Origin of the sequence: Sphingomonas sp. OTU376 (genome assembly GCF_038440415.1) — a bacterium.
GTDB classification, from domain to species: Bacteria; Pseudomonadota; Alphaproteobacteria; order Sphingomonadales; family Sphingomonadaceae; genus Sphingomonas; species Sphingomonas kyeonggiensis_A.
The window spans coordinates 14,153-29,769 of record NZ_JASATQ010000042.1; the positions used below are offsets into that span (position 1 = coordinate 14,153).

Sequence of the window (15,617 nt, forward strand, 5' to 3'; positions counted from 1 at the left end):
ATGAAATTTGCCCATCTGACGATCGCGGCCCTGCTGGCGAGCACCGTGGCCACCGTCGCGCAGGCGCAGGATGTGCCGGCGCCCGCGCCGATCCCGACCCCGGACCAGGACACGCCGCTCAGCGTCGATGTGAGCAACACGGCGGCCAAGGATCTCGTCATCGCGATCCCGGCGATGCCGACCTCGCAGTCGGTCGACACGCCGGCGGGCCCTACCGATCAGCTTGGCGCCAAGCTCGCCCAGGTGGTCGAGGACGATCTGCGCAACACCGGCCTGTTCAAGACGCGCGGGCCCTCGGCCAGCCGCGGCATCGCGTACAGCGAAGTCGCCGCGCCCAACTATGGCAGCTGGAACGGCAATCAGGCGATCATCCAGGGCTATGTCCGCGCCAATGGCAACGGTTCGCTGACCGTGGGCTGCTACCTCTACGACGTGCTGCTGCAGAGCGAGCTGGTGCGCCAGGGCTTCGTCGTCTCGCCGGGTGACTGGCGCCGCGCGGCGCATAAGTGCGCCGACGCGGTCTATTCGAAGCTGACCGGCGAGGGTCCCTATTTCGACAGCCAGGTGGTGTACGTCGCGGAGACCGGCCCCAAGAACAAGCGTCGCAAGCAGCTGGCGATCATGGACCAGGACGGTGCCAACCACCGCTTCCTGACCAACGGACAGTCGATCGTGCTGACGCCGCGCATGTCGCCGAAGCAGAACGCGATCGTGTACATGAGCTACACCCAGCGCAAGCCGTCCATCTATGTCTATGACATGGCGGCGCGCTCGAACCGGCTGCTTGTCTCCAATGTCAGCCTCAGCTTCGCGCCGCGCTTCTCGCCGGACGGCCGCTGGGTGCTGTTCTCGATGTCGCAGGCCGGCAATACCGACATCTATCGCATCGCGGCGGCGGGCGGCGAATCGCAGCGGCTCACCAATTCGCCGGGCATCGATACCGGCGGCAGCTATTCGCCCGACGGCTCGAAGATCGTGTTCGAGAGCGATCGCGGCGGCACCCAGCAGCTCTATGTGATGAACGCCGATGGCTCGAACCAGCACCGGATCAGCTTCGGCGGTGGCCGCTACGCCACGCCGGTGTGGAGCCCGCGCGGCGACCTGATCGCCTTCACCCGCACCGGCGGCGGCGCCTTCCGGATCGGCGTGATGAACCCTTCGGGCGGCGGCGAGAAGCTGCTGACCAACAGCTGGGGCGACGAGGCACCGAGCTGGTCGCCCAACGGCCGCGTGCTGATGTTCTTCCGTTCGGCCCAGGGTTCGGGCCGGCCGGACCTTTGGTCGGTGGACCTCACCGGCACCAATGCGCGGCGCATTCCCACGCCGCTCGACGGATCGGATCCCAGCTGGGGACCGATTCGCCCCTGAAACGTTACCGCATCTGTGCTAGCGTCCGGGCAAGCGGACGAGATGCGACCAGAGAAGGAGGAAAGACCATGTCCAAGATCACGACTGGCCTGGTGCTCGGCATCGCGCTGATCGCCACTGCGGGTTGCACCAAGAAGCGCAATGTCGCCGACATTCCGCCCGCGCCGTCGGATACCGGTCCGGTCAATGCCGGCGAGGGCGACAGCGACACGGTTGCGGCGCCGATCAACGAGCAGTTCCGCCGCGAAGTGGCGAGCGACACGATCCACTTCTCGTTCGACCAGTATGACATCGATCCGGAAGCGCGCGCGATCCTGGACAGCCAGGCGCAGTGGCTGACCAGCCACCCGAACACGCGCATCACGATCGAGGGGCATTGCGACGAGCGCGGCACCCGCGAGTACAATCTCGGCCTGGGCGATCGCCGCGCCAATGCCGCGAAGAACTACCTCGCTTCGCGCGGCATCTCGCCCGCGCGGATCACCACGATCAGCTATGGCAAGGAGCGCCCGATCGCGCTCGGCTCGGACGACGCCAGCTGGGCACAGAACCGCCGCGCTGTGACCATCGTCATCAGCTGAGGCGTTTCGCCTGACAGGAACCGGGCCGCCGGAGCAATTCCGGCGGCCTTTTTCGTGTTCAGGGCTGGCGAGGCAGCGGCAGTGCCGGGCCTTCGCCGCGGGCGAAATAGTCGAGCCGGATCACCGCGCCCTCCGCATCGCGTACCGGAAGGAAATAGCTGAGCTCGTCGGGCACGAAGCGGAGCGCGCCGTCGCTGCCCAGCACGGCCGGGATGCCGCCGCGATTGGGGCGGCTGATCACCAGCCTGCCGTCCTGCACCGCGATCGTGCGGGACGTTGCCGGATCGCTGCCATAGCTGCCGGCAAGCGGCCTCAGCGATTCGGCTGGAACGGCGCTGGGGCGTGGCAGCGGATAGGGCTTGCCGATCACGATCGCCGCCATTCGCCGGGCGAGCGTCTGCGCGTCGAAGCTGTCGCTGTTGGCCAGCACCACCACCGTCGCGTCTCCGGCGGGCAGGTAGAACAGCGCCGAGGTGAAGCCGTTGATCTGGCCCGTATGCCCGATCGCGTCCTGACCGCGGATCTGCCAGCGATAGAGGCCCAGCCCATAGCGCTCCTGCACACCGACGCTTGCCAGCGCAGGTTTGCTCATCTCGGCAAAGCCAGCTGTGCCGACCACCCGGCCCTGCGACAAGGCCCGCATCCAGCGCAGCAGGTTCGCAGCCGTCGAGCGGAGTGATCCGGCGGTCTTGGGGATCGAGACGTTGAACGGCGCGGCATTGCGCAGCACGCCCTTGTCACTGGAATAGCCGCTCGTCCGGCCGGGCACGATGTCGTCCAAGCGGTCATAGGCGGTTTCGGCCAGTCCGAGTGGCACGAACAGGCGCGTCCGCATCGCCTCGTCCCAGCTTTGCCTGGTCACTTTCTCGATCACTGCCGCGAGCAGGATATAGCCGGCGTTCGAATAGCGCTGCGCGGTACCGGGCTCGAAGGCGAGTGGTCGCGCGGCGATCCGCCGCACCTGCTCGGCGATCGGTACTTCGCCATTGCCGAAGGGCGGCTGCGGCACTGCGTCGGTCTCGCTGACGCCGGCAGTATGGCTGAGCAGCTGGCGCAGCGTGATCCGCGGATCCAGAGGCAGGTCGCTCAGGTAACGCACCGCCGGCGCATCGAGCGAGACTTCGCCGCGTGCCGCCATCTGGACGAGCAGCGCGCCGGTGAAGCTCTTGGTGATCGAAGCGATGCGAAACACCTGGTCGGGCGCGAGCGGCACGCCCAGCTCGACTTCGGCCATGCCGCGTGCCTTGCGATAGAGCACCGTGTCGCCCCGCGCGATCAGCACCACCGCGCCCGATCCCTTCGCATCGATTGCCGCGGCCATTGCCGAATCGGCATCGCGGGCGATCATTGCGGGGGAGGGCTGGGCCCAAGCCGGCGTCGCCAGCATCACGGTGCAGAGCATGGCAGGCAGAAAAGGTCGCATCGATTCCCCCTCTCGAACGGCGGGCACTCTCTCGAATGCGGATGAGCCGGGCATGAACCGCATTCCGATTCCGCTTGCGGGGCGTTCCGACTCGATATAAATAAGATATCATAATTTCGGGAGGTAATGATGACTGACGTTCGTAGCGCCGCGCCGGCACTGCGCCAGAGCAGCGAGAAGACTGCAACCACGGCAAGCGGCTATGGCATGCTGCTCGTGGCGCTGCTCGCGATTGTCGCGGCGGGCGCGGCGCTCTCGCAGATCGACCGCATCGCCGACTGGATCGTGATCACCACGCTCCTTGTCGCGATCCTCGTCGAGCTGTTCGTGCTGTGCGGCTTCTACCTGCTCCAGCCCAACCAGGCGGCGGTGATCACGCTGTTCGGCGACTATCAGGGCACCGATCGCACCACCGGTCTGCGCTGGGCCATGCCGTGGCTGATCAAGAAGAAGGTCTCGGTGCGCGCCAACAACATCATTTCGGAGCGCATCAAGGTGAACGACCTGCGCGGCAACCCGATCGAGATGGCGGCGCAGGTGGTGTGGCGCGTGACCGACACGGCGCAGGCGCTGTTCGACGTCGACGACTACAAGGCGTTCGTGAACGTCCAGATCGAAGCGGCGGTGCGCACCATCGGTTCGCGCTACCCCTATGACGATTTCGAGCATCAGGAAGTCACGCTGCGCGGCAATCACGACCAGGTCGGCACCGAACTGCGCGGCGAGCTGATCGAGCGGCTGCGCGTCGCCGGCATCACCGTCGACGAGTGCGGCTTCACCCATCTGGCCTACGCCCAGGAGATCGCGGGTGCGATGCTCCGCCGCCAGCAGGCCCAGGCCGTGGTCGCCGCCCGCCAGACGCTGGTCGAAGGCGCGGTCGGCATGGTCGAGATGGCGCTGGCCCAGCTTTCGGCCAAGGACGTGGTGCATCTCGACGACGAGCGCCGCGCCGCCATGGTATCGAACCTGATGGTCGTGCTGTGCGGCGAGCGGGATACCCAGCCGGTGGTCAACACGGGCTCGCTCTACCAGTAAGTATCAAGGCGTACCCCGTGTCCGAACCGCCCCAGAAGAAAGCTTTCCCGCTCCGGCTCGATCCCGCGCTCTATGCGGCGATCGAGCGGTCGGCGGTGGCCGACCTGCGCAGCGTCAATGCCCAGGTGGAATGCCTGCTGCGCGAGGCGCTGGGGCGCCGGGGCGTGAAGCTGGCCGAGCCGGTGCGTGCCCGGCGCGGCCGACCGCCCAAGGCAAGGGAAGACGAAGCATGACCCGGCCCCGGCGTCCCGATGCATGGTTCGTCCGGATCCGCCGGGGCGCCAAATACAACATCACGCCGTGCACGCGGCAGGGCTGGGCGGTCACCATCGCCTATGTGCTGTTCAGCATGGCGCTTACCCCGGTGATCCTTCCGCCCGAGCCGGTGCGGGTCGCCGCCTGGCTGATCCTGTTCCTTGCCGCGACGGCGCTGTTCCTGGTCGTCGCCTGGCGCACATCCTCGCCTGCCGCGGACGACGGCAAGGCTGACTGAAAGGGTTTCGCGATGTTGCTCGCCACGCATATCCGCCGCGTGCATCTCCCCTATGTGCTCGGCATCGCCGGGCTCGCGCTGGTCGCCGGCATCGCCCTGGCGCTGTTCCAGTGATGGGCGCCCGCTTCCGTGAGCAGGGCTCGGTTCGCCCCGGCTATTGGTTCCGTCCCAAGCGCTTCGGCCTGGGTGCGGTGCCGGTCACCTGGCAGGGCTGGGCGGCGACCTTTGCCTTTGTCGCGATCGTCGGCCTGATCGTCAATTTCGCGACGCACCGCGATCGGCTGTGGCTGGTGCTGCTCCTGCCGGTGATCGGCGCTTATCTGTGGCTGATTGCCAGCAAGACCGATGGCGACTGGCGTTTCCGCTGGGGCGGCGATGCGTAACGAACGATCAGTGCCCGGCACTGGAAGGAGAGGGACCATGCGGTCGAACAGCTGCCCGAAATGCCAGGGCTCTATGGAGGAAGGTTTCACGCTCGCCGATCGCGATAGCTATCGGCGGACAACGGGCTGGGTAGCCGGGCCGCCCCGCAAGGCGCTGCTGCTCGGCCTCAAGCTGCCGCACAAGCCGATCAGCATCCAGACCTGGCGCTGCCCGCGCTGTGGCTTCCTGGAGAACTACGCCAAGGGCTAGGCGGCGCGTCGCGTCGCGCGCGGTTCCGGCCGGGGACGCAAGAAGGGAGGTTGCGCATGACTGGCAACGCATTCCGGGTTCGCCCCGGCCATTCTTCTCTGAAGGTTGTGCTGGCGCTGGCATTTGCCGCCGTGCCTCAGGCCTTTGCGCAGCAGGCGCCCGCGGGTGTCGAGATCACCGCGCCGGGGCCGCAGGGGGATCTCGCCGGCACGCTGATCGATCCAGACCCCAAGGCGCCGCTGGTGCTGATCGTGCCCGGCTCCGGCCCCACCGATCGCGACGGCAACAACCGTTATGGCGTCGCCGGCGGGCCCTATCGCCAGCTCGCCGATGGGCTGGCGAAGCGCGGCGTCGCCACGCTGCGTATCGACAAGCGCGGCATGTTTGGCAGCAGGGCGGCGGTCGCGGACGGCAATCATGTCACGATCGCCGATTACGCGGCGGATGTCCGCGCCTGGATCGAGGTCGCGCGCAAGCGTACCGGCCGCTCCTGCATCTGGCTGGGCGGGCATAGCGAGGGCGGGCTGGTCGTGCTCGCCGCCGCGCGGCAGCCCGAAGGGGTGTGCGGCGTGGTGCTGGTCGCCGCCGCCGGGCGGCCGCTCGCCGCGATCATGCGCGCGCAGTTTCGCGCCAATCCGGCCAATGCACCTTTGCTCGAGCCGCTGCTGTCGCTCGTCGATACGCTGGAGAGCGGCAAGCATGCCGACACCGCCGCGATGCCGCCGCCGCTGCCCGCCTTGTTTCCGGATTCGGTGCAGGACTTCCTGATCGATCAGTTCCGCTATGATCCGCCCAGGCTCGCGGCGTCGCTGAAGGTGCCGCTGCTCGTCACCCAGGGCGATCGCGACATCCAGATCGGTGTGCCGGACGCCCAGGCGCTTGCCGGGGCAAGGCCGGGTGCCAGGCTCGCGATCGTGCCGGGGATGACGCATGTGCTCCGCATCGCCGCGAGCGAGGAGCGGATGGCGAGCATCGCGACCTATGGCGATGCGTCGCTGCCCGTTGCCCCGGCGCTGGTCGATGCCATCGCCGGGTTCGTCACGGAGAAGCGTTAGGCCAGGGCCTCGTCAAGCAGGCGAGCAAGGCGAAGGCCGCCCTTGATGACCTGGGTGCGTGCCTCGGGCACCCACTTCTCGATCATCGGCTCGGTGATCGCGATGCGGGTGGTGATCGGCTTGCAGGTCTCGCCGCCATTCAGGTCGGCATAGACGGTCTTGGCCAGCTCCCAGCTGTCCTTGCCCCAGTCCTGCACGGTGCCCCCGCCCAGTTCGGCGCGGTCCTTGCGGCTATAGGTGCGCACGATGTTCGGGCCCGAGGTGATCGCGCGCTCGGCGAGCAGCCCGTCCCACACCGAATGGAGGTTCAGCCGGTCGGTGGTGTAGATGCCATAGCTGACCTGCGCCTTGTTGCCGCCGGCGTCATGGTCGTGCTCGGCGCCGTGCAGCGGCTGGCCGATATCGCCGACGAAATGGACCAGGAAGAGCAAGGCCTTCACCCGCTCGACCTGCGGCGCCTTGCGGTCCTTGAGGATCTTCACGTCGCGCTCGATCTGGGCGGAGACGCAATTGCCGTCCTTGCATTCGGCGGTCACGTCGAACGGCTTGCAGACGTCGGCGTCCTGATAGTGCCAGACCGAGGCGTAGCGCCAGTCATTGCCCAGCTTCTTGATGCAATCGGCCCAGACCGAAGCCTCTTCGATATTGGTCGCGGGGCAGCCCTCGGTCTTGAGCAGGTCGGTGTGGCGGAGCAGCTGGGTGATCTTCGCGCGGGTGGCCGGGGTGACGTTGCGCCAGGCGATCGCGGCGACCGTCTGGTGGCCATATTCCCAATAGGCGTTGGCGGGCGCGGCGAAGCCGATCAGGGCCGCGAGGATCACGAGAAAGCGCATCAGACTACTCCAGAGGCAGGCGCTGTCTCCCTAGCAGGATGTTCGGGCTTCGCCAGCCGGTTGAGTCCGATCAGCGGGCGCAGCCAGCCGATCCGTCGGCCGATCAGATAGGTCGCGGCACAGACGCTCGCCGTGCCGCCGAGCAGCAGCGCGAAGTCGAGCGGGGCGCTCAGGTGCAGCGGCAGCGAATACCAGGCGATCAGCACGATCGCGGGATGGTGGACGATGTAGAAGGGGAACACCGCCTCGGCGAGCGGTTTGCGCAGCGGATGATCGCGGTTCCAGCGCGTCTCGGCAATGTGAAACAGCGCGAGGATCATGCCCCAGGCCATGGCGGTGCGGGCGGCGCGATCGAGCGCCATCACTTCATGCGGCGGCACGCTGGCGCCCGGCCAGGCCAGCTCGACCGATACGACCACCGCGCCGGCCAGCGCCGCCATCACCGCGCCCGGCTTCCAGTTGCGCGCGATCGCCGCCCATAGTCCGGGCGATCCCGCCAGCGCGAAGCCGAACAGGAAGATCGGCACATATTGCGCATGCCCGCCCCAGTCGCGCAGCAGCCCCTGGCGTTCGGGCGCCACGAACAGCAGCGCCAGCCGCGCTACCGCCAGTGCCGCCACCGGCACCCAGAGCAGGCGGCGACCCTGGGTGAGCCATTCCGCCGCTGCGTCGATCGCGCGCAGCGTCCGCCCGCCAGCGCGCGCCAGCACCAGCGCGAGCAGCAAGGTGTAGGCGGCGAGATAGGCGACGAACCAGAGATGCTCCCAGCTCGGGAACTCGCGGCCCCAGAAGATGCCGCTGCGCCAGTAGTCGAGCGCCCAGAAATGGAGATAGCCATGGGGATAGCCATTCTCCATCACCCGCACCCACATCTCGAGCGGCACCAGCACCGCCATGCCGAAGGCCAGCGGGATGAGCAGCCGCAGCGCACGGCTCCGCGCGAAGTCGCCGGGCGCGCGGTCATAGAGCTTGCGCGAGGCATAGCCGGAGACGGCGAACAGCAACGGCAGCCGCCAGGGGGTGAGGAGCGCCATGGGCGGGATCAGCCACTGGAAGGCATAGCCGGTCTTGATCACCCAGTCCCAGGGCGAGAAGGCCATGGCGATGTGATAGAGGATCAGCAGCCCGAACGCAGCGATCCGCAGCCAGTCCATGCCGTAATGGCGCTGGCTGGTTCGCGGTGCAGCTACGGGAACAGGATCGTGCCGCATCAGGCCTCGGGCTAATCGAACAGCCTGCAAGCTTAACCCGGGTTGCTTAGCATCGCGTAAAGCGCGGGGCGCGCATCTGCACGGAATCTCGATATTCTGGCGACTGGCCCCCCGGGGCCAAAGCGCCTATATGGCCGCCATGTCCGTACGTCCCTGGCGCGATATCGTCCGGCGGCCCAGCCGTCAGATCATGGTGGGTAATGTGCCCGTTGGCGGTGATGCGCCGGTGACGGTGCAGACCATGACCAACACTGCCACCTCCGATGCCCGCGCGACGATCGACCAGATCCGCCGCTGCGAGGATGCCGGCGTGGATATCATCCGCGTTTCCTGCCCGGACGTCGAATCGACCGCGGCGCTCAAGCAGATCGTCCGTGCCAGCCGTGTGCCGATCGTCGCGGACATCCATTTCCACTACAAGCGAGCGCTCGAAGCCGCCGATGCCGGCGCCGCTTGCCTGCGCATCAATCCGGGCAATATCGGCTCGGCCGACCGCGTGAACGAAGTGGTCAACGCCGCCAAGGCCAATGGCTGCGCGATCCGCATCGGCGTGAATGCCGGCAGCCTCGAGAAGGACCTGCTCGAGAAATATGGCGAGCCGTGCCCCGAGGCGCTGGTTGAATCGGCGCTCGACCATATCAAGCTGCTCCAGGACCGTGACTTCCACGAGTTCAAGGTCGCGGTGAAGGCGTCGGACGTGTTCCTGGCCGTCGCCGCATACCAGCAGCTCGCCGACGCAGTGGATTGCCCGCTGCACCTCGGCATCACCGAGGCGGGCGGGTTCGTCGGCGGTACGGTCAAGTCGGCGATCGGCATCGGTTCGCTGCTGTGGTTCGGCATCGGCGACACGATCCGCGTCAGCCTTTCGGCCGAGCCGGAGGAAGAGGTCCGCGTCGGCTTCGAGATTTTGAAGGCGCTCGGTATCCGCAATCGCGGTGTCCGCGTCGTCAGCTGCCCCAGCTGCGCGCGCCAGGGCTTTGACGTGATCCGCACGGTGCAGGCGCTCGAGGACCGGCTCCAGCACATCCGCACGCCGCTGTCGCTCTCGGTGCTCGGCTGCGTGGTCAACGGTCCCGGCGAAGCGCGCGAGACCGATATCGGCCTCACCGGCGGCGGCAATGGCAAGCACATGGTCTATCTGTCGGGCGTCACCGATCACACAGTGAACGATGCCGACATGCTCGATCACATCGTCAAGCTGGTCGAGGCCAAGGCGGCGGAGATCGAGGCGGCCAGCGAGGCCGCCGCGCAAGCCGCGGAGTGACCGCACGGCAGCGCGTGGTCGCGGCGCTGCTCGCCGCCTGCGCGGGCATTGCGCTCTATTCGATCATGGACGCGGTGATGAAGGGGATCAGCCTCGTCATCGGCGCCTATGCCGCGATCTTCTGGCGGCTGGTGGCGGGCGCGGCGATCATGACGCCGCTGTTCGCCTTTTCCGGGCAGCGCCTGCCGTCGGCCCGGGTGCTCCGCATCCATGCGATCCGCAGCGTGGTGATCGCGGTGATGGCGATCGCCTTCTTCTGGGGGATCGTCCGCGTGCCGCTGGCCGAGGCGATCGCGCTCACCTTCATCGCCCCGCTGATCGCGCTCGCGCTCGCCGCGGTCTTCCTGCACGAGAAGATCGGCACCCGCTCGATCCTCGGCTCGCTGCTCGGCCTGGCCGGGGTCGGCATCATTCTGGCCGGGCAACTCGGCGCGCCGCACCGGCCCGATTCGGCGCTGGGCATGATCGCGATCCTCACCTCGGCGGTGTTCTACGCGGTCAATCTCGTCATCGCGCGGCACCAGGCGCAGCAGGCCGGGCCGATCGAGATCGCCTTCTTCCAGAACTGGATCATCCTAGGCCTGTTCGCGCTGCCGGCGCCCTGGCTGCTGGTGATGCCGGCACCCGGCCAATGGTGGCTGGTGGTGCTGGCGGCCGGCCTGGCGATCGTCTCCCTGCTGCTGCTGTCCTGGGCCTACGCCAGGGCGGAGGCCCAGGTGCTGCTCACTGTCGAATATACCGCCTTCATCTGGGCGGCACTGATGGGCTGGCTGTTCTTCCGCGAGCCGCTCACGCTACTCACCATCGGCGGCACCTTGCTGATCGTCGCCGGATGCGTGATGGCGGCGCGCAGCAAGCCCGGCATCGCCGAGCCCGAAGTGGAGCCCGCCCTTTCATGATCGCCATCCGCACCGCCACCCCCGACGACGTCGCGCTGATCCTCGGCCTGGTCCGCGAGCTTGCCGTCTATGAGCGCGAGCCCGACGCGGTGGTCGCGACCGAGGCGATGCTGCACAAGGCGCTGTTCGAGACCCGCGTTGCCGAAAGCCTGATCGCCGAGCTGGACGGCGTGGCCGTGGGCTTCGCGCTGTTCTTCCACAATTTCTCGACCTGGACCGGCAAGCCCGGCATCTATCTCGAAGACCTGTACGTCACCCCCGACGCGCGCGGCGCGGGGGCGGGCAAGGCGCTGCTCCGGCATCTGGCGGGCATCGCGCTCGACCGGGATTGCGGCCGCTTCGAATGGTCGGTGCTCGACTGGAACACGCCGGCGATCGATTTCTACCGGGCGATGGGCGCCGAGGCGATGGAAGAATGGACCGTGCAGCGCGTCTCGGGCGATGCGCTGCTCAAGCTGGCCGGACGCGGCTGATGGCGATCGACCAGGGCCTGGTCGATTGGGTGGCGGAGACGATGGAGCCGATCGGCACGGTCACCTCGAAGCGGCTGTTCGGCGGCGCGGCGCTCTATTGCGACGGGCTGGCCTTCGCGATCCTCGCCTTCGACGCGCTGTGGCTCAAGGCGGATGCGGAGAGCGATGCCGAATGGGGCGATGCCGAGCGCTTCTCGGTCACGCGCGAGGACGGCAAGGTCCAGTCGCTCAACTATCGCCGCGCGCCCGACGAGACCTATGACGATGCCGACGAACTGCGCCGCTGGGCGCTGCTCGCGCTCGATGCGGCCCGTCGCGCACCGCCGAAGAAGCCCAAGGCAAAGCCAAGGAAGCGCTGACCGCATTCTTTGTCATGCTGAACTTGCGTCGGCATCCAACGTGCGGCGCGGGGAAGCGCTCGAGCCTCTTGCCCCTTCCTCGCGAAGGGTTCGACCCTGAAGCCAGTTCAGGGTGACGATCGCCTAGCCGCCGCCCAGCACGTTGATCGTGAACGCCAGGATGCCCAGGTTGAACACGAACGCCGCCAGGCAGTGCGCGGTCACCACGCGGCGCAGGCGCCGGCTGGAGATGGTCACGTCGCTGGTCTGGAAGGTCATGCCCAGGCAGACCGCGAAATAGAGGAAGTCCCAGTAATCGGGCTCCTTGGTGTCCGGGAATTCCAGCCCGCCCGAATCGGCGCCGTTCCGTGCCGCCGTGTAGAAGATATGCGCATAGTGCAGCGCGTAGATGGTGTTGCTGAACGTCCAGCTCAGCGCCAGTGTGCCGAGGATCGCGGGCAGCGCCCAGGGGTTGGACTTGATCCCGCTCAGCACTTCGGCGGCGATCGAGGTGAACACAGCGGCGCCCACCATTACCGTGATCAGCAGCAGCATCGGCCGGTTGGCATCGTTGCGGCAGGCGCTCTCACGCATCCCGCTGGCGCGGTGGCTCAGCAGGGGTATCGTCGAAATCAGGAAGGCGGTCGCGCCGATATCGAAGGCCAGCATGACGCCGAAATGCAGGCCGACCGCCGGCAACAGGATCCAGCCAGACGCGAGGGTCGCTGCGAGGAACAGCAGGAAGCGCGGCGGCGCCACGACATTGCCGATGCCGCGGCGATGCGGCGCGCTCATGCCCGGCGCACCCAGCGCGGGTTGATCGCACCCGCCACGGCAAGCGCGAGCAGCGCCATCCAGCCATAGCTGTGCGCCTGCATCATCCAGGGATGGTGCGGTTCGCTCAGCAGGAACCAGAGCGAGACCAGCCCGCCTGCCGCCAGCGGCACGGCGGTAAGCTTGGCGACCAGGGTTCCGCGCCATGCCAGCAGCGACAACATCAGCTCGCCGATGCCGAGCAGTGCGAACTTGGTGCGCACCACGACGAACAGCATGTCGAACAGGCTCTGCGCATCGGGGCCGACCGGCAGGATCTGGAGCAGGATCACGCCCTCGACCTGGTCGAACAGCGCGGCGGCGAACAGCACGCCCATCGCGGCGAGGCCCAGCGTGCGTGCGCCGTGGCGCAGCGCCCAGGCGCCGAGGACCAGGAAGGTCGCGTAAGCGGGGATGAAGACGAGCGCGTCCCACCAGCTCGCGCTCAGCTGCGCGATGCGGAACTTCTCCGAACAGGGCGGGGCGCCGAACAGTTCGGCGAGCTCGGCGGGATTGCGGACCAGCTCGAGCGCAATGATCGGCCCGGCACCATGGGTGGGGCCGCAGGCGACGAGGTCCGGGATGCGCCCGAACCCCATCGACGCTGCCAGCGTCGCCAGCCCGGCCACTGCGCACAGTCGCCAGGCCAGCGCGCCATTCAAGCCGCGGCGGCCTCCTTGGCCTTCTTCGCGGCTTCGATCGCTTCGATCACGATCTTCTTGGCTTCCTCGGCATCGCCCCACTGGCCGATGCGCACCCACTTCTCGGACTCGAGGTCCTTGTAGTGCTTGAAGAAGTGCTCGATCTGCTGGAGCACGATCGAGGGCAGGTCCTGCCGCTCGCCGATGTCCGAATAGTAAGGGAAGGTCGAGTCGACCGGCACGCAGATCAGCTTCTCGTCGCCGCCGGCCTCGTCCTCGAGCTTGAGCACGCCGATCGGGCGGGCGCGGACAACGCAGCCCGGCACGAAGGGCGAGCGCGCGATGACGAGCGCGTCGAGGGGATCGCCGTCGGGAGACAGGGTGTGCGGCACGAAGCCGTAATTCGCCGGATAGCGCATCGGAGTGTGCAGGATGCGATCGACGAAGAGCGCACCGCTCTCCTTGTCGAACTCATACTTCACCGGCTCGCCGCCGACCGGCACTTCGATGATGACGTTCAGGCTGTTCGGCGGATCATCACCCACCGGAATAAGATCAATACGCACGCTGCTGTTATCCCTTAGCTGGGCGGTTGCGCCCCTCCGGCCTCACTTGGGCTGGAGGAGTTTGTCCAGGCCAGCCTCTCCTTCACTTGTTTTTTCGAGGTGCGGATAGCGCAGCCCGTCATGATAGTCGATGGCCACGTCGCGGTAGCGCGAACCGCGCTTCACGGTGAGCTTGATCGGCTCCTTGCTGCCCTTGGCGGCCTTCACCGCGTCCCGCAGCTTGTCGCCGCTGAACACCGCGCCGTTCACCGCGACGATCTCGTCGGCCAGGGTGATGCCTGCGTCGAACGCCGGGCTGCCCCACATCACGCCCGTAATGCCCTTGGGCCCGATCGACAGGCCGATCGAATAGGACAGGTCGGTGGCGGTCTTGGGCGTCACCTTGTTGGGGGTGTCGTTATAGACCAGCTTGTAGCCGTTGCGCTCGAACCCGCTGAGCGGCGCATGCTCCGACACGTCGTTGACACGCTCCTTGAGCAGCGTGCGCCAGTCATAGGGCAGGACCTGGTTGAGCGTCGCGACGACATCGTCGAACGTGTAGGTCAGCTCGCCGAAATCGCCGTCACGGCCGCCGAAGAAGATATGCGCGAAATCGTCGATCGACTTGGTGCCGCCCGACTTCTCGCGCAGGATCGAATCGACTTCCATCCAGATCAGCAGGCCTTCGTTGTAATAGTCCTCGCTGCGCTGCCAGCTCACCCAGCCCTTTGGCGAGCGCGGGGTGATCACCGGATCGTTGGTGGTGTCGCCCATCGGGCGCCAGGTGCGGCCCTGGCGATTGTCGAGGTTGGCGGCGATATTGGCATAGGCATCCAGGGTATCGGCCTTGCTCACCAGCCCAGAGCGCGCCTGGAACACATAGCCCCAGAACTGGGTCTGGCCCTCATAGACCCACAGCAGCGAGCCGCGCATCGGCACGCGATAGTCCGGGGTCCACAGGTCGGCGCCGCGGCGGAACTTGCCGTCCCAGCTATGGGTGTATTCGTGCGGCAGCAGGTTGCGGCTGGTCGCCTTCTCGTCCCACTTGGTGAAATAGCCCAGGCCCGTGCCGTTCTCCGAGCTGCGGTGATGCTCCACGCCGATCCCGCCCAGTTCCTCGCTGATCGAGAGCAGGAAGCGGTAGTGATCATAATGCTCGACGCCGAAGGTCTTCACTGCCTGGTCGACCAGCTTGGCATGCGCCGCGATCTGCTCGGGCTTGGCGGCCAGCTCCTCGGCACTGTCGGCATAGGTCTCGATGGTCACGCGGTCGCTCAGCTTGAGCTGGCGGTAATAGCGGCCGGCGAGCACCGGCGAGTCCATCAGGATGTCGTAGCTGGTCTTGTCATAGCTGTAGACATTGCCGGCCACCTTGGCGTCCACCGCCGAGCTGGCGGTCCAGCCCTGGGGATAGGTCACCTTCGCCTGGATCGGCACGCGGCGGACGAAATAGCCGGCCGGATAGAGGCTCAGCGAGAAGAACTGCAGGCTCATCAGGTTGGGCGTCATCACGATGCGGCCCTGGTCGCCCACGGTGGCCGAGACGAAGTTGAAGCTTACATCGAGCTTCTTCGCGCCCGCCGGCACGTCGATGTGGAAGGCATAGACGTCCACGGGATCGCGCTTCCACGGAATCACCTTGCCGTTCGCCTTGATGACGAGACCGCCGACCTTCTCGATCTCGCCGCGCGGGCCGTGCTTGCCGGGAATCCACTTCGGATAGAGCAGCACCATGTGCCCGCTCTTCGCGACCGGGATCGTCTCCTTCACGTTGAAGATGCCGCGCGTGATGTCGGTCGCGTCGATGTCGAGCGTCAGCGTGCCGGGATAGGCGACGTCGCGCGCATCGGGGATGGTGTTCGGATAGGGCGCGGTCTGCGCCGGCGCCGATTGGACCACCGAATTCTGGGCGATGGCGGGAGCGGAGACGGAGGCGAGCAGGGCAGCTGCGGCAAGCGCACGGATCATCGGTGGAAGCGACCTCTCATTTTCGAGTGGGAGGGTCATAGGAC

At 67.1% G+C, this 15,617-nt stretch carries 19 protein-coding genes; 12 read left to right on the top strand and 7 right to left on the bottom strand.

Features of this window, described 5'->3' with window-relative positions:
• Both tolB and pal read left to right on the top strand, forming a co-directional pair.
• The gene (tolB, locus tag AAHM44_RS16505; RefSeq protein ID WP_342250670.1) at positions 1-1,368 is read left to right on the top strand and encodes a Tol-Pal system beta propeller repeat protein TolB; all 1,368 of its coding nucleotides are present in this window, start codon (positions 1-3) and stop codon (positions 1,366-1,368) included.
• A gap of 68 nt (positions 1,369-1,436) precedes the next feature.
• On the top strand, positions 1,437-1,949 hold the full coding sequence (gene pal / locus AAHM44_RS16510; RefSeq protein ID WP_184164375.1) for a peptidoglycan-associated lipoprotein Pal: 513 nt from the start codon (positions 1,437-1,439) through the stop codon (positions 1,947-1,949).
• Between the two features lie 58 nt (positions 1,950-2,007).
• Here the strand turns inward: pal and AAHM44_RS16515 are convergent, their stop codons facing one another.
• The gene (locus tag AAHM44_RS16515; RefSeq protein ID WP_342250671.1) at positions 2,008-3,372 is read right to left on the bottom strand and encodes a serine hydrolase domain-containing protein; all 1,365 of its coding nucleotides are present in this window, start codon (positions 3,370-3,372) and stop codon (positions 2,008-2,010) included.
• Between the two features lie 129 nt (positions 3,373-3,501).
• Here AAHM44_RS16515 and AAHM44_RS16520 point away from each other — a divergent pair, with 129 nt between their 5' ends.
• The 6 genes from AAHM44_RS16520 to AAHM44_RS16545 all read left to right on the top strand — a co-directional run bounded on the left by AAHM44_RS16520 (position 3,502) and on the right by AAHM44_RS16545 (position 6,588).
• On the top strand, positions 3,502-4,407 hold the full coding sequence (locus AAHM44_RS16520) for an SPFH domain-containing protein (RefSeq protein ID WP_269572991.1): 906 nt from the start codon (positions 3,502-3,504) through the stop codon (positions 4,405-4,407).
• A gap of 17 nt (positions 4,408-4,424) precedes the next feature.
• Entirely contained in the window at positions 4,425-4,640 is a 216-nt protein-coding gene (locus AAHM44_RS16525; protein WP_342250672.1) for a toxin-antitoxin system HicB family antitoxin, read from the top strand.
• The gene (locus AAHM44_RS16530) at positions 4,637-4,900 is read left to right on the top strand and encodes a hypothetical protein (RefSeq protein ID WP_269572990.1); all 264 of its coding nucleotides are present in this window, start codon (positions 4,637-4,639) and stop codon (positions 4,898-4,900) included. Before AAHM44_RS16525 ends, AAHM44_RS16530 begins: the two co-directional genes overlap by 4 nt.
• 113 nt (positions 4,901-5,013) lie before the next feature.
• Entirely contained in the window at positions 5,014-5,283 is a 270-nt protein-coding gene (locus AAHM44_RS16535) for a hypothetical protein (RefSeq protein ID WP_269572989.1), read from the top strand.
• 37 nt (positions 5,284-5,320) lie between these two features.
• The gene (locus tag AAHM44_RS16540) at positions 5,321-5,533 is read left to right on the top strand and encodes a PF20097 family protein (RefSeq protein WP_269572988.1); all 213 of its coding nucleotides are present in this window, start codon (positions 5,321-5,323) and stop codon (positions 5,531-5,533) included.
• A 56-nt stretch (positions 5,534-5,589) separates the two neighbouring features.
• Positions 5,590-6,588, top strand: coding sequence for an alpha/beta hydrolase (locus AAHM44_RS16545; protein ID WP_342250673.1), 999 nt, complete (start codon positions 5,590-5,592; stop codon positions 6,586-6,588).
• On the opposite strand, the gene AAHM44_RS16550 is transcribed toward AAHM44_RS16545, so the two are convergent.
• Both AAHM44_RS16550 and AAHM44_RS16555 read right to left on the bottom strand, forming a co-directional pair.
• Positions 6,585-7,421, bottom strand: coding sequence for a S1/P1 nuclease (locus tag AAHM44_RS16550; protein ID WP_342250674.1), 837 nt, complete (start codon positions 7,419-7,421; stop codon positions 6,585-6,587). The two genes, AAHM44_RS16545 and AAHM44_RS16550, sit on opposite strands and share 4 nt — an antisense overlap.
• A complete protein-coding gene (locus tag AAHM44_RS16555) occupies positions 7,421-8,632 on the bottom strand; it encodes an acyltransferase family protein (protein ID WP_342250675.1) in 1,212 nt (403 codons plus the stop codon). Before AAHM44_RS16555 ends, AAHM44_RS16550 begins: the two co-directional genes overlap by 1 nt.
• A 139-nt stretch (positions 8,633-8,771) precedes the next feature.
• Between AAHM44_RS16555 and ispG the strand changes: the two genes are divergently transcribed.
• Genes ispG through AAHM44_RS16575 form a run of 4 tightly spaced genes read left to right on the top strand, consistent with a single transcriptional unit; the run spans position 8,772 to position 11,627 of the window.
• Entirely contained in the window at positions 8,772-9,896 is a 1,125-nt protein-coding gene (ispG, locus tag AAHM44_RS16560) for a flavodoxin-dependent (E)-4-hydroxy-3-methylbut-2-enyl-diphosphate synthase (protein ID WP_184164397.1), read from the top strand.
• Positions 9,893-10,795: a DMT family transporter gene (locus AAHM44_RS16565; protein WP_342250676.1), complete on the top strand. Its 903-nt coding sequence runs from the start codon at positions 9,893-9,895 to the stop codon at positions 10,793-10,795. The genes ispG and AAHM44_RS16565 overlap by 4 nt, the downstream gene beginning before the upstream one ends.
• Positions 10,792-11,268 carry a GNAT family N-acetyltransferase gene (locus tag AAHM44_RS16570; RefSeq protein ID WP_269572985.1) on the top strand — a complete coding sequence of 159 codons (477 nt, stop codon included), beginning with the start codon at positions 10,792-10,794 and terminating at the stop codon, positions 11,266-11,268. The genes AAHM44_RS16565 and AAHM44_RS16570 overlap by 4 nt, the downstream gene beginning before the upstream one ends.
• Positions 11,268-11,627 carry a TfoX/Sxy family protein gene (locus AAHM44_RS16575; RefSeq protein ID WP_342250677.1) on the top strand — a complete coding sequence of 120 codons (360 nt, stop codon included), beginning with the start codon at positions 11,268-11,270 and terminating at the stop codon, positions 11,625-11,627. The genes AAHM44_RS16570 and AAHM44_RS16575 overlap by 1 nt, the downstream gene beginning before the upstream one ends.
• Positions 11,628-11,750: 123 nt before the next feature.
• Here AAHM44_RS16575 and AAHM44_RS16580 read toward each other — a convergent pair whose 3' ends face one another.
• Genes AAHM44_RS16580 through AAHM44_RS16595 form a run of 4 tightly spaced genes read right to left on the bottom strand, consistent with a single transcriptional unit; the run spans position 11,751 to position 15,573 of the window.
• Positions 11,751-12,401, bottom strand: coding sequence for a DUF1345 domain-containing protein (locus tag AAHM44_RS16580; RefSeq protein WP_342250678.1), 651 nt, complete (start codon positions 12,399-12,401; stop codon positions 11,751-11,753).
• Entirely contained in the window at positions 12,398-13,081 is a 684-nt protein-coding gene (locus tag AAHM44_RS16585) for a hypothetical protein (RefSeq protein ID WP_342250679.1), read from the bottom strand. Before AAHM44_RS16585 ends, AAHM44_RS16580 begins: the two co-directional genes overlap by 4 nt.
• A complete protein-coding gene (ppa, locus tag AAHM44_RS16590) occupies positions 13,078-13,626 on the bottom strand; it encodes an inorganic diphosphatase (RefSeq protein ID WP_269572981.1) in 549 nt (182 codons plus the stop codon). Before ppa ends, AAHM44_RS16585 begins: the two co-directional genes overlap by 4 nt.
• A 42-nt stretch (positions 13,627-13,668) precedes the next feature.
• Entirely contained in the window at positions 13,669-15,573 is a 1,905-nt protein-coding gene (locus AAHM44_RS16595) for a M61 family metallopeptidase (RefSeq protein ID WP_342250680.1), read from the bottom strand.
• Positions 15,574-15,617 lie beyond the last annotated feature (44 nt).

Excerpts from the sequence above, each read along its gene's own strand:
- tolB (WP_342250670.1), top strand. The coding sequence starts at position 1 with ATGAAATTTGCCCATCTGACGATCGCGGCCCTGCTGGCGAGCACCGTG.
- pal (WP_184164375.1), top strand. The coding sequence starts at position 1,437 with ATGTCCAAGATCACGACTGGCCTGGTGCTCGGCATCGCGCTGATCGCC.
- AAHM44_RS16515 (WP_342250671.1), bottom strand. The coding sequence starts at position 3,372 with ATGCGACCTTTTCTGCCTGCCATGCTCTGCACCGTGATGCTGGCGACG.
- AAHM44_RS16520 (WP_269572991.1), top strand. The coding sequence starts at position 3,502 with ATGACTGACGTTCGTAGCGCCGCGCCGGCACTGCGCCAGAGCAGCGAG.
- AAHM44_RS16530 (WP_269572990.1), top strand. The coding sequence starts at position 4,637 with ATGACCCGGCCCCGGCGTCCCGATGCATGGTTCGTCCGGATCCGCCGG.
- AAHM44_RS16535 (WP_269572989.1), top strand. The coding sequence starts at position 5,014 with ATGGGCGCCCGCTTCCGTGAGCAGGGCTCGGTTCGCCCCGGCTATTGG.
- AAHM44_RS16540 (WP_269572988.1), top strand. The coding sequence starts at position 5,321 with ATGCGGTCGAACAGCTGCCCGAAATGCCAGGGCTCTATGGAGGAAGGT.
- AAHM44_RS16545 (WP_342250673.1), top strand. The coding sequence starts at position 5,590 with ATGACTGGCAACGCATTCCGGGTTCGCCCCGGCCATTCTTCTCTGAAG.
- AAHM44_RS16550 (WP_342250674.1), bottom strand. The coding sequence starts at position 7,421 with ATGCGCTTTCTCGTGATCCTCGCGGCCCTGATCGGCTTCGCCGCGCCC.
- AAHM44_RS16555 (WP_342250675.1), bottom strand. The coding sequence starts at position 8,632 with ATGCGGCACGATCCTGTTCCCGTAGCTGCACCGCGAACCAGCCAGCGC.
- ispG (WP_184164397.1), top strand. The coding sequence starts at position 8,772 with ATGTCCGTACGTCCCTGGCGCGATATCGTCCGGCGGCCCAGCCGTCAG.
- AAHM44_RS16570 (WP_269572985.1), top strand. The coding sequence starts at position 10,792 with ATGATCGCCATCCGCACCGCCACCCCCGACGACGTCGCGCTGATCCTC.
- AAHM44_RS16575 (WP_342250677.1), top strand. The coding sequence starts at position 11,268 with ATGGCGATCGACCAGGGCCTGGTCGATTGGGTGGCGGAGACGATGGAG.
- AAHM44_RS16580 (WP_342250678.1), bottom strand. The coding sequence starts at position 12,401 with ATGAGCGCGCCGCATCGCCGCGGCATCGGCAATGTCGTGGCGCCGCCG.
- AAHM44_RS16595 (WP_342250680.1), bottom strand. The coding sequence starts at position 15,573 with ATGATCCGTGCGCTTGCCGCAGCTGCCCTGCTCGCCTCCGTCTCCGCT.